The organism is Streptomyces sp. NPDC047981 (genome assembly GCF_040653315.1).
Lineage (GTDB): Bacteria > Actinomycetota > Actinomycetes > Streptomycetales > Streptomycetaceae > Streptomyces.
In genome coordinates this window covers 176758-188701 of sequence record NZ_JBEZNQ010000004.1, presented here as the reverse complement: position 1 = coordinate 188701, position 11944 = coordinate 176758, and the positions used below count along the sequence as shown (strand labels likewise).

Sequence of the window (11944 nt, the reverse complement as noted above, 5' to 3'; positions counted from 1 at the left end):
GGCGACGGCGACCGTCCCGTGCGCCAGCATCCGCTGCACGCCGCGGCGCGCGGAGGCCCCCCTGCGGGAGGGGTCGGCGCGGAAGATCTCCAGCGCGCGGGCGCCGGTGACCGGCGCGGTGCCGAACTCCTCGGCCTCGCGCGGGTCCGGGTGGTACGTGGCTTCGAGCAGCTCGGGTGCGTACGGGTTGAGCAGCCCGGGGGTGAGGATGCCGGGCCAGCGCCGCACCCGTGCCTCGGGGCGTACGGCGGCCAGCTCCTCGAACGGGCCGACGGCGCCGAGGCGCGCGCCGTCGACCAGGACGGCGGTCTCGGGCGACGCCTCGGCGACGTGGATCGTCAGCACGGCGGCCTCAGTTGGCGTCCAGGAGCTTCAGCTCCGGGTGGGCCGTGCCGCCCGCGATGGCGGTGGAGGAGATGTGCGAGGCGACCCGCTCGTCGACCGGGTCGTTCGCCGGGTCGTCGTGGACGACGAGGTGCTCGTACGTCGTGGAGCGCTGCGCCGGGACGCGGTCCGCCGTGCGGATCATGTCGATCATCTCGCGCAGGTTGGAGCGGTGCTTGGCGCCCGCCGAGGAGACGACGTTCTCCTCCAGCATGATCGAGCCGAGGTCGTCCGCGCCGTAGTGCAGGGTCAGCTGGCCGATCTCCTTGCCCGTGGTCAGCCACGAGCCCTGGATGTGGGCCACGTTGTCGAGGAAGAGCCGGGCGATCGCGATCATCCGCAGGTACTCGAAGAGCGTGGCCTGCGTCTGGCCGCGCAGCTTGTTGTTCTGCGGTTGGTACGTGTAGGGGATGAAGGCCCGGAAGCCGCCCGTCCGGTCCTGCACGTCACGGATCATCCGCAGGTGCTCGATCCGCTCGGCGTTGGTCTCGCCGGTGCCCATCAGCATCGTGGACGTGGACTCGACGCCCAGCTTGTGCGCGATCTCCATGATCTCCAGCCACCGCTCGCCGCTCTCCTTGAGCGGGGCGATCGCCTTGCGCGGGCGCTCGGGGAGCAGCTCGGCGCCGGCGCCGGCGAAGGAGTCGAGACCGGCGGCGTGGATCCGGGTGATGGCCTCCTCGACGGAGACGCCGGAGATCCGGGCCATGTGCTCGACCTCGGAGGCGCCGAGGGAGTGGATGACCAGCTGCGGGAAGTCCTTCTTGATGGCCGCGAAGTGCTTCTCGTAGTACTCGACGCCGTAGTCCGGGTGGTGCCCGCCCTGGAACATGATCTGCGTGCCGCCGAGTTCCACGGTCTCCGCGCAGCGGCGCAGGATGTCCTCGAGGTCGCGGGTCCAGCCCTTGGCGGTGTCCTTGGGCGGCGCGTAGAAGGCGCAGAACTTGCACGCCGTCACGCAGACGTTCGTGTAGTTGATGTTCCGCTCGATGATGTACGTGGCGATGTGCTCGGTCCCCGCGTACCGGCGGCGGCGCACCGCGTCGGCCGCCGCGCCCAGCGCGTGCAGCGGCGCGGAGCGGTAGAGGTCGAGCGCCTCCTCGGGGGTGATCCGGCCACCCTCGGCGGCACGGTCGAGCACGGACTGGAGGTCGGCCTTCTCGGTCACCGGGTGCGTCCTTTTCGGAGGAGTTCTGGGCCCTTCAAGAGGGGTCTTGACGGGCCGAACCAGCCTACGCCAGCGCTTCTCAGGACTTCCGCAGGGTGCCGGTCGGGCGGCCCGCGGCCTCTTCGTCGGAGCGGTAGGCCAGCGTCCCGTCGGCGTTGAGGGTGAGCGTGAAGGAGGAGGTGCCGGTGGTGCAGAGTCCCGCGGTGCTCGGGCGGTCGGGGTCGGTGCGGTCGGCGATCGTGAGGCCGGTGGCGGTGGCGGAGCTGAGCCTGCCGATGCCGTGACAGCTCACGGTGGTGCCGAGGAGGCTGATGGTGTGGGTGGTGCGGACGACGTCCTCGCCCGTGCTGCCCTTGGTCACGACGGCGGTGAAGTCGCCGTGCGGGGAGCCGTTGCGCTCGGTCGTGGGTCCGGTCCAGGTGCCGAGGAAGGCGGCCGGGACGGCGGCGACGGGGGCCGTGTCCGTGGGGGTGGGCCGGGGGGTGCGGCTCTGCGTCGGGGTGGTGGAGGGCGTGGCGGCCTCGGTGGTCGGTTCCGTGGCGGCCGGCGGCTTCGACGTGTTCCCGGTCCCGCCGTTCCTGCCCGCGTCGTCACCCCGGGTGCCGCCGGGCAGCAGGTCGTAGAGGAATCCGGCGCTCAGCGTCACGGCCGCGAGCGCTCCCGCGACGGCGAGCGCGAGCGTGCAGCTCACCCGCCGTCCCGCCACGGCGAAGGTCGCTCGCCGCTCGCCGGGGGCGGTGGCCGCGGAGCCGTTCTCCGCGGTGGGAGCAGCCGCTGGGGCGGGTGTGGCAGGTGTGACCGGTGGGGGTCCGTACACGCCGTGGTGCGGGGGCGGGGTCGTCGGAGGGCCGAAGACGCCCGACGACGGACCGGCCGCGCCCCCCTCGATGGACGGGGCCGTGAAGGGCACGGGGCCCGAGGCGTGGTCGGGGCCGCCGAGCGGCGCGTCGGAGGCCGCGTCGATGTCGAGGAGGCGTACGGCGGTCCGGCTGATCTCCTCCAGGACGCGGGGCGGCAGCCAGCCGGAGGCGACGAGGGCGGCCGCTCCGGCCGGGGCGAGCGCCGCGGCGAGGGCGGCCGGGGTCGGGCGGTCGGCCGGGGCCTTCGCGAGACAGGCCGTCACCAGCTCGCGCAGCTCCCCCGTGAGCGCGCCGAGGTCGGGCTCCTCGTGGACCACCTTGTAGAGCAGGGCCGCCGAGGTGTCGCCGGGGAAGGGCGGGGCCCCGTTCGCCGCGAACGCCAGGACGGCGCCGAGCGAGAAGACGTCGGACGCGCCGGTCGCGCCGTGCCCGAGGATCTGTTCGGGCGCCATGTAGCCGGGTGAGCCGACCGAGACCCCGCTCGCCGTGAGCGAGGCGGTGCCGTCCGTGGCCCGGGCGATGCCGAAGTCGATCAGGCGGGGGCCCTCCACGGTGGCCAGCACGTTGGACGGCTTCACGTCCCGGTGGACCAGGCCGAGCCCGTGCACGCCCGCCAGCGCCTCGGCGAGACCGGCGCCAAGCGCCCGTACCGTGTGCTCGGGGAGCGGCCCGGCCGCCTCCACGGCGCGGGTGAGCGTCGGCCCCGCGACGTACCCGGTCGCCACCCACGGGACCTGCGCGTCGGGGTCCGCGTCCAGGACGGGCGCCGTCCACCGGCCGCCGACCCGGCGCGCGGCGGCCACCTCGCGCCGGAACCGCTCCCGGAACTGCTCGTCCAGGGCGAAGTGCGGATGCACGATCTTGACGGCGACGGTCCGGCCGCCTGCCGTACGGGCCAGGTAGACGCGCCCCATCCCGCCGGCTCCGAGCCGGCCGAGGATCCGGTACGCGCCGATGGTCCTGGGTTCCCCCGCGTCGAGCGGCTGCATGTCTCCCCCTTGATGGCCCCGGTCGTGGGCCGGTCCTGAGCCGGTTCCGAGCCGGTCCTGAGCCGGTCCTGAGCCGATCGTCGTCCGTCAGGGCCCGGTCGTGGCGCGCACCGCGCGAACCGTGGGCCGGATCACCACGATTCGGAACCGTACCCAGCCAACCGATCGCCCACCACGCCACTCCTCCCTTCCGTAGCCCCATCCGTAATCGACCTTCGTGTCCGAAACATCCGGAGTCGCCCCATGAACCGCCTCCCCAGGTTCCTCGCCACCGCCCTCGCTCTCGGCACCGCGGCCGCACTGGCGACCGGCTGCTCGGACGAGGGCGCGCCACTCACGTTCGACACCCCGACGGGCGACACGAGCACGACCCGGCAGGCGACGGATCCAGGACAGGGCGCGGGCCGGGGCGCCGGCCCGGGGAAGGGGACGGGCGGCCCCGAAACGGTTCTCCCCACCGGCCCCAAGGCGAGTTTCACGACGGCCAACACCCTGGAGGACGGCACCAAGATCGGCGTCACCACGCTGGCCGGCGCGAAGTCCGGCTTCACCGGCAAGGTGTGGGTGTGGGCGCCGAAGCAGTATTTCGACCCCGCGTACGCGAAGAGCGGCTTCCCGGTCCTCGTGGCACTGCCGGGCGGAAACGGCTACCCGATGAATTACTGGATGGGCACGGACCTCAAACTCCAGTCGAGCATCAGCACGTGGTCGCAGGAGGGAAAGAGCCTGCCGTTCATTGTGGTGATGCCTGTCCTCAACCCGGACGACAAGTACTACTACGACGGAAGTGATATTCCGGGGCAGCCGAAAATGGGCACCTGGCTCACCGAGGACGTCCCCGATTTCGTCCGGGCGAATTTCCGCACCTTCGCGTCCAGGGACGGCTGGGCATTCATGGGCTCGTCCTCGGGCGGCTTCGCCGGGCTCAAGGCCGTGCTCCAGCGCCCCGACCGGTTCAAGGCCGTGATCGCCTCCGGTCCCGACACCGTGCCCGACTCGCCGCTGTGGGTGGGGCACGAGGCGGCGCGCCAGGCGAACAACCCGGAGAAGCTGGCGAAGGCGCTCGGCACGAAGCCGGACACGGAGCGGAACCGGGTCTACCTCGCGTTCCAGATCGGAACCAAGGAGTCCGGCCTCGGCAACCTGAAGAAGTTCGTGAAGGACTACACGAAGGGCCCGGTGAAGACCCGCCTCCAGGTCATCCAGGACGGCGAGCACAACGCGAAGACCTACGTCCGGGGCATGGGGGACGGTTCGATCGCCTGGATCAGCGAGCAGATGCAGGGCCCGGTCCCGTCCCCCTGACGCGTCAGCCGCGGTGGGCGGCGAACAGCTCCACCCGTACGTCCGCGGGGAAGCCGGTCGTCGGACCGGTCCTGCGGGCGAACTCGCGCACCCCCGCCAGCTGCTCGGGGCCGAACCGGAAGTCCAGCGTCCGGAAATACCGCTCCAGCAGCTCGGCGTCGAAGGACTCCCAGCGCGCCGCCTGCTCCGCGACCTTGGCGACCTCCACGAGCGACAGGTCCCGCGAGGCGAGGAACGCCTCGTGGACCTCACGCACGGTCTCCGGCTCGCGGGCCAGGAAGTCCTTGCGCGCCGCCCACACCGCGAAGACGAACGGCAGGCCCGTCCAGTCCTTCCACATCAGACCCAGGTCATGGACCTGCAGCCCGAGGCGCGGCGCGTCGTGCAGCGAGGCCCGCAGGGCGGCGTCGCCGATGAGCACAGCCGCGTCGGCCTCCTGCATCATCAGCCCGAGGTCGGGCGGGCACGTGAAGTAGTCGGGCCGTACGCCGTACTGCTCGGCGAGCAGCAGCTGGGCGAGCCGTACAGAGGTACGGGACGTGGAGCCGAGGGCCACCCGCGCACCGTCGAGCCGGTCCAGCGGGCGCTGGGAGACGATCACGCAGGACATCACCGGGCCGTCGCAGCCCACGGCGATGTCGGGCAGGGCGACGAGGTCGTCGGCGTTGCGGAGGTACTCGACGAGGGTGATGGGCCCGATGTCGAGGTCGCCGGCCACGAGCCGCTCGCTGAGCTTCTCGGGGGTGTCCTTGGTCAGCTCCAGATCGAGGAGCGTTCCCGTGCGGGCCAGGCCCCAGTAGAGGGGCAGGCAGTTCAGGAACTGGATGTGTCCGACGCGGGGCCGGCTGCGCTGGTGGTCGTCGGTTGCATTGTCCACATCGCGAGGCTAGACCCGTCTCGGACGGTGGACATCGCCGGGGCGCGCGTGGCGCCGAACGTCAGCACGTCAGGGCTCCGAACGTCAGCACGTCAGAAGGTCGTCAAACGTGTGGGTGAAGTGATCTTTCCCTCTAGTGCGTCGCAGACCCTGCGTGCTACGCTCATCGCAAGTTGCAGTTTGGTTTCCCTTGCAGTACAGAGCCTGCGGAGCATGTGACCCGCAGGCTTTTGTAGTTTTCAGACTTGTTTGCAGGTTCTGGAGCAGGGCAACCCTTTGGCCCAAGGAGGGCTTATGGCTACCGGAACCGTCAAGTGGTTCAACGCTGAAAAGGGCTTCGGCTTCATCGCCCAGGACGGCGGCGGCCCGGATGTCTTCGTCCACTACTCCGCGATCAACGCGTCCGGGTTCCGCTCCCTCGAGGAGAACCAGGTCGTGAACTTCGACGTCACCCAGGGCCCGAAGGGCCCGCAGGCGGAGAACGTCACCCCGGCCTAAGTTGCCCGGGTCGGCGATCGCGCACGGCTAGAGAAGTACCCAAGGAGCCCCGCTCCGTGCCTTCGGGCACGAGCGGGGCTCCTGCCTTTCCACTCCTGCCCATCGGTGTGGACGCCACCTACTGTGGACGTATGACCGAACGCAAGCCGCCCGGTGTCAGCTTCGAGTCGTTCGTGGACAAGCAGATCCGCGAGGCCGCGGAACGCGGCGAGTTCCGGAAGCTGGCCGGCTTCGGCAGACCCCTGGCCGACGACACCGCGCCGTACGACGAGCTGTGGTGGATCAAGCAGAAGATGCACCGCGAGGGCGCGTCGGTCCTCCCACCCGCGCTGGCGCTCCGCAAGGATGCCGAGGACGCGCGGGAGGCGGTCGACGAGGCCGTCTCGGAGACGCAGGTGCGACGGATCCTGGGCGAGATCAACACCCGGATCGCGGAGGCCCTCCTGCGCCCGCCCCCGGGCCCGCCGCTGAACCTGAAGCCGTTCGACGTGGATGCGGTCGTGGCGGAGTGGCGAGCCGGACGAGGAGTTGGGTGACATGAGGAGTGCCGACCTGCTCGTGGACGCGTTCGGCCGCGTCCAGGAAGCCGTGCACGGGGCCGTCGAGGGGCTGACCGAGGACGAGTTGACCGCCAGGATCGACGAGGACGCGAACTCGATCGCCTGGCTGGTCTGGCACCTCACCCGGATCCAGGACGACCACGTCGCGGGCGTCTTCGACACCGCGCAGGTATGGACGGCCGACGGTTGGAAGGACCGGTTCGGGCTGCCCTTCGCCGCGCGCGCCACCGGCTACGGCCACTCCAGCAGCCAGGTCGCCGCCGTCCGCGCCCCGGCGGAGCTGCTGCTCGGCTACTACGACGCCGTGCACGCACGGAGCCTGGAGCACCTCGGGACCCTGACGAACGCCGACCTCGACCGCGTCGTGGACGAGGCCTGGGACCCGCCGGTCACGCTGGGCGTACGGCTGGTGAGCGTGATCGCGGAGGACAACCAGCACGCGGGGCAGGCGGCGTACGTGCGGGGTGTGGTGGAGCGGCGCGAAAATTCGTGACGGGCGTCGCACGGGCTTGCTATTCTCCGGCGATCACTCACGTGGGCGATGATCCGGATGGGGGGATTCCTCCGGCCGCCTCCGTGTCACTCCGACCGCCGCACACCTGTCCCGGCGCGTGCGCGGTCGCCCCAGGGGAGGCCCGCCCATGCACCACGTCCTTGTCCCGCGCCGCCGGAGACTCACGCTTTCGGTGGGTGTCGCCCTCTCCCTGACTCTGGGCGGCGCCCTCGGCGTACCGGCCCAGGCGCTCGACGTCCCGGCTGCGGAGGCTGCGGAGGCGCAGAACGCCGTCGTCCCCTACCCCGGTGCCGACGCCCAGCTCGTCAGCGTGGGCAGCACGGGCTTCCTGACCTGGGGCATGTCGGACGAGCGGGAGCAGCGGTGGACGCGCTTCTCGGACGGTTCGTCGACGGTTCTGCCGGGCGGTACCACCTCGGTCACGGGCTCCCCGGGCTCCGACGTGGTCGTCCTGCACCAGGGCTCGCAGGTCGTCACGCTGCGCTCCATGGCGACCGGGGCGGACATCCTCAGCGTCGGTCTGCCGGACGTGGGCACCCATGGCGGCCGGTTCGCCGGGGCCGTCGGCGCGTCGCTGCTCGTCCGGACCCCGGACGGCAAGGGCGGTGAGGTCGTCCACGTCCTGGCCAAGGACGGCGGGACGGTCTCCGACCGGCTCGTGAGCGGACTGCCCGCCGGCGCGACCGAGGTGTTCGCGAGCGTGGCGACGTCCGAGCACGCCCTGCTGACGTACAGGACCGGGACCGGCGCGACGGAGAAGCGGTACTGGGCGCTCATGGACCGGGCGACCGCCACGGTCTCCGAGACGCGCGAGATCGTCACCCCCGGGCAGTGGACCGGCAGGGTCGCGCTGTCGGCGACGCACGTCGCGTGGGTGGAGTACGACGCGGCCCAGAAGGCGTCGGTCGTCGCCCTGGAGCGGGGCACGGGGACGACGCAGCGCGTTCCGCTGGTCGGCGCGAGCCGTGTCGAGGTCGGCCTGATCGGCGACTGGCTCACGTACGCGGACCGCGACACCCTCGGCGACCACCACCCGAACCCGTGGGGCGCCCTGCGGGCGCGCAACCTGACGACCGGCGCGAACCGGACGCTGACGGACCACGTGAAGACGGCCGCGCCCGGCCCGGACGGGACGCAGTTCGTCCGCGGCGGCACGGTCGCCCAGGGCGAGGGGCTCTACCGGATCGCGCCCGGCGCGGACGGCGCCCCGGTCGCCACGCTCGTCGCGACCACCGGAGAGCCGACCAAGGTCACGCTGCTCGGGCACGACATCCCCGCGAAGGTCTCCCCCGCGCCCGGCGACGGCGTGATCCGGCTGGACTGGCGGCTGTCCCGGGTCAACGTGGTGGCGAAGGTGACGCTGCGCCACGTCCAGAGCGGGAAGACGAAGACCGAGGACCTGTACCCCTCGGGGGACCTCCTCGACGACCCGCACGCCATGCGCTTCGACTGGCAGGGCGACGTCCCCTGGAAGAACGACCCGGACATGCCGACCGGGGCGCCGAACGGGGCGTACACCTGGAAGATCGACGCGAGGCCGCTCGACGGCATCGGTCCGAACCTGGTGGCCTCCGGCACCTTCGACCTGACCCGCGCGACCGCGCCGCACGACTACGACGACGACGGATCCCCCGACGTCCTCGCGCGTGACACGTCGGGACGGCTGTGGCGGGGCGACGCCTTCTACCGTTCCGAGAGCGGGCAGCTCGATCAGCTTCCCGTCGAACTCATCGGCGCCGGCTGGCAGGTCTACGACCGGGTCGAGGCCGCGGGCAACCTCGGCGGGCTGCCCGTCGGGGACCTCGTCGCCCGCGACACGGCCGGCGTGCTCTGGCTCTACCTCGGCAAGGGCGACGGCACCTTCGCCACGCGCACGAGGATCGGTGCGGGCTGGAACGCGTACACCCAACTCGCCGCCGGCAGCGACCTGAACGGCGACGGACGCCCCGACCTCCTCGCCACCGACACGGCCGGCGACCTGTACCTGTACAAGGCCACCGGGAATCCCACGGCCCCCTTCACCGCCCGTACGAAGATCGGGCACGGCTGGGGCATCTACAACCAGCTCACCGCCACCGGCGACATCGCCGGAGCCGCTCCCGGGGACCTCGTCGCCCGCGACAAGGCGGGGGTGCTGTGGCTCTACACCGGCAGGGGCGACGGCACCTTCACCCCGCGTACGAAGATCGGCAGCGGCTGGGGCGGCTACGGCCACCTTCTGGGCGTCGGCGACGCCGACCGGGACGGCCGCCCCGACCTGTACGCAAGCGGTGCCGACGGGACCTACCTCTACAAGAGCACCGGCGACTGGCGCGCGCCCTTCCGCCCGCGCGAAGTGGTCGGCGTGTACTCCGACGGCACCGACCGCCGGTACAACCACTTCGCCTGATCCTGGTGGACCACACATACAACCCTGCGTCGTGATCAAGAGTCTGACCGGGCGTGGCGCATGGTGCGCCCGGTCGCTCCGAGCCTCCCGCGTGCAGATCGCTCTCAACTCCGAAGGACCCCATACGTGATCAAGACCCGCGTGCCGCGGCACCGTCTCGCCGCGGCCGTGACCGCCGTCCTCGCCGTGACCGCCGGTACGGCTCTCGCGACGGCGCCGGCGACCGCCGCGACGCCCACGGCCGTCGTGAACGCCGTGCCCGCCGGTGTCAGCGACACCATCACGCTCCCCGGGCCGTCGCAGATACTCAGCGCCGGTCCCAGCGGCTACCTCACCTCCGTGCAGCGGTTCGGCTGGCCCCAGGGCAACGACTACTTCTGGACCAGCACCGTGGACGGCACCACCACGCCGCTGGAGGAGTGGACCACCGGATGGCGCGGAGGCGCGTCCGACACCGTCGTGGCCAAGGAGGACGGCACGACCCGGTACCTGCTCAAGGACATGACGCAGCCGGGCAGCGCGCCCGTCGCCATCGAGCAGCCCGACACCCGCCTCTCCTGGCAGGGCATCGTCGGCCGGACGCTGGTCTTCTCGCACTACGACGTCGCGACCGGCGCGGGTCAGCTCCGCCTCATCGGCGAGGGCGACCAGCCGGGCAGCAACCGCCAGGTCACCGGCCTCCCGGCGGACTTCCGGCTCCAGGACGTCGAGGTGCTCTCCGACTCGAAGCTGCTCGTCCGCTACAGCACGTCCGGCGAGGGCCCGGAGGACCGCTACTACCTCACCGTCGTGGACGTCGCCACCGGCGCCGCCGGCGAGCGGCACGAGATCGGCGTCGCCCCGTACGGCCTCGACGCGGCGGTCTCCGGCGACCGCTGGGTCTGGGTCGACGCGGCGTCGACCGCCGACGCCAAGCTGAAGTACGCCGCCCGCGACGGGTCGGAGACCTCGCCCGCCACGGAGGCGGTCGCGCTCGGCAACGCCATCCGCACCCACGTCGGCATCCTGGGCGACTGGGTGACCTACGCCGCGCCCGGTGGCGACACCGCCACCAGCTTCTCCCCGCACCACGCGCTCACCGCGGTCAACGCCACCGACGGCTCCACGGTCAAGCTCCTCGACCACGCCTCGTCCTCCGTCCCCACGACGGACGGCGCGCTCCTGGTCCGCGGCGGCACCGTCGCCCAGGGCGAGGGCACCTACCGCGTGGCGCTCGGGGTGGACGGGAAGCCGGCCGCGACCCTCGTCGCCGCGGACGGCCGGCCGACCGCGCTCGCGCTGTACACCGCGGCCACTCCCCCGGTGTTCGACCTCGACAAGAACAACGGCGAGACCCGGCTGCGCTGGGTGCTCTCCCGGACCAACGCCAAGGGCTCGGTGACGATTCGCCACGTCGCCACCGGCCGCAGCATGACGCACGTCTTCTCGCAGGCCGTGCCCTACGAGGGCAAGGCCTCCGTCGAGTTCCTCTGGGACGGGCGCCTCCTCAACGCCGAGGGCGTGAAGGAGTTCGCGTCGAGCGGCGACTACGTCTGGGACTTCACCGCGACCCCGCTCAACGGCATCGGCCCGGACCTCAAGCAGTCGGGCACCTTCAAGGTCACCCGCACCGCCGGCGCCCACGACCACACCGACAACGGCAGCCCGGACCTGCTCTCCCGCGACGCCGCGGGTGTGCTGTGGCGCGAGGACTCCGTCACGTCGCCCGAATGGCCGGACGGCATGACGACCGGCCAGGTGCGGGTCGGCCCCGGCTGGCAGATCTACAACCAGCTGGAGGCCGTCGGCAGCGTCGCGGGCTCCACCGCCGGAGACCTCGTCGCCCGCGACAAGGACGGTGTCCTCTGGCTGTACGTCGCCAAGGGCGACGGCACCTTCGCCGCCCGTACGAAGATCGGCGCCGGCTGGAACGTGTACACGTCCCTCGCCGGTGGCAGCGACCTGAACGGCGACGGGCGCGCCGACCTCGTCGCCACCGACACGGCCGGTGACCTGTACCTGTACAAGGGCACCGGCGACACCGCCGCGCCCTTCGCGCCCCGCACGAAGATCGGCTGGGGCTGGGGCATCTACAACCAGCTCACCGCCACCGGCGACATCGCCGGCACCGCGGCCGGCGACCTCCTCGCCCGCGACACGAGCGGTGTCCTGTGGCTGTACGAGGGCAAGGGCGACGGCACCTTCGCCGCGCGTACGAAGATCGGCGCCGGCTGGGGCGCGTTCACCCACCTCGTCGGCATCGGCGACGCCAACCGCGACGGGCGGGCCGACCTCTACGCGGTCGGCGCGTCGGGCGCCAAGTTCTACGCGGGCACCGGCAACTCGACGGCCCCGTTCAAGCCGGCCGCCAACAGCAACCTTCACACCACCCAGGCACCCACGGTGTTCTGACCGGACTCC

The 11944-nt window shown here is 72.0% G+C and carries 9 protein-coding genes and 1 pseudogene; 6 read left to right on the top strand and 4 right to left on the bottom strand.

From position 1 onward, the window contains the following. The 3 genes and pseudogenes from AB0E14_RS04605 to AB0E14_RS04595 form a co-directional block, all read right to left on the bottom strand. Positions 1 to 345: pseudogene (locus AB0E14_RS04605) on the bottom strand (hypothetical protein); the annotation flags it as partial. A 7-nt stretch (positions 346 to 352) separates the two neighbouring features. Continuing rightward, positions 353 to 1552 (bottom strand): cyclic dehypoxanthinyl futalosine synthase, encoded by a 1200-nt coding sequence (gene mqnC / locus AB0E14_RS04600; protein ID WP_362411860.1) that lies wholly within the window; start codon positions 1550 to 1552, stop codon positions 353 to 355. A 79-nt stretch (positions 1553 to 1631) separates the two neighbouring features. Continuing rightward, the gene (locus AB0E14_RS04595; RefSeq protein WP_362411857.1) at positions 1632 to 3401 is read right to left on the bottom strand and encodes a serine/threonine-protein kinase; all 1770 of its coding nucleotides are present in this window, start codon (positions 3399 to 3401) and stop codon (positions 1632 to 1634) included. Positions 3402 to 3644: 243 nt separating this feature from the next. Between AB0E14_RS04595 and AB0E14_RS04590 the strand changes: the two genes are divergently transcribed. Continuing rightward, positions 3645 to 4706 carry an alpha/beta hydrolase-fold protein gene (locus AB0E14_RS04590; RefSeq protein WP_362411854.1) on the top strand — a complete coding sequence of 354 codons (1062 nt, stop codon included), beginning with the start codon at positions 3645 to 3647 and terminating at the stop codon, positions 4704 to 4706. Between the two features lie 4 nt (positions 4707 to 4710). On the opposite strand, the gene AB0E14_RS04585 is transcribed toward AB0E14_RS04590, so the two are convergent. Next, positions 4711 to 5583 (bottom strand): menaquinone biosynthesis protein, encoded by an 873-nt coding sequence (locus AB0E14_RS04585; protein WP_362411851.1) that lies wholly within the window; start codon positions 5581 to 5583, stop codon positions 4711 to 4713. Positions 5584 to 5877: 294 nt separating this feature from the next. Between AB0E14_RS04585 and AB0E14_RS04580 the strand changes: the two genes are divergently transcribed. The 5 genes from AB0E14_RS04580 (at position 5878) to AB0E14_RS04560 (ending at position 11935) form a co-directional block, all read left to right on the top strand. Further along, complete coding sequence (locus AB0E14_RS04580; RefSeq protein WP_003967102.1) at positions 5878 to 6081, top strand: cold-shock protein; 204 nt, start codon at positions 5878 to 5880, stop codon at positions 6079 to 6081. Between the two features lie 131 nt (positions 6082 to 6212). Further along, complete coding sequence (locus tag AB0E14_RS04575) at positions 6213 to 6617, top strand: DUF1992 domain-containing protein (protein ID WP_362411848.1); 405 nt, start codon at positions 6213 to 6215, stop codon at positions 6615 to 6617. Between the two features lies 1 nt (position 6618). After that, positions 6619 to 7134 (top strand): DinB family protein, encoded by a 516-nt coding sequence (locus AB0E14_RS04570; RefSeq protein WP_362411845.1) that lies wholly within the window; start codon positions 6619 to 6621, stop codon positions 7132 to 7134. Positions 7135 to 7282: 148 nt separating this feature from the next. Continuing rightward, complete coding sequence (locus tag AB0E14_RS04565; protein WP_362411842.1) at positions 7283 to 9544, top strand: VCBS repeat-containing protein; 2262 nt, start codon at positions 7283 to 7285, stop codon at positions 9542 to 9544. A gap of 126 nt (positions 9545 to 9670) precedes the next feature. Next, positions 9671 to 11935 carry a VCBS repeat-containing protein gene (locus AB0E14_RS04560; RefSeq protein WP_362411839.1) on the top strand — a complete coding sequence of 755 codons (2265 nt, stop codon included), beginning with the start codon at positions 9671 to 9673 and terminating at the stop codon, positions 11933 to 11935. Positions 11936 to 11944 lie beyond the last annotated feature (9 nt).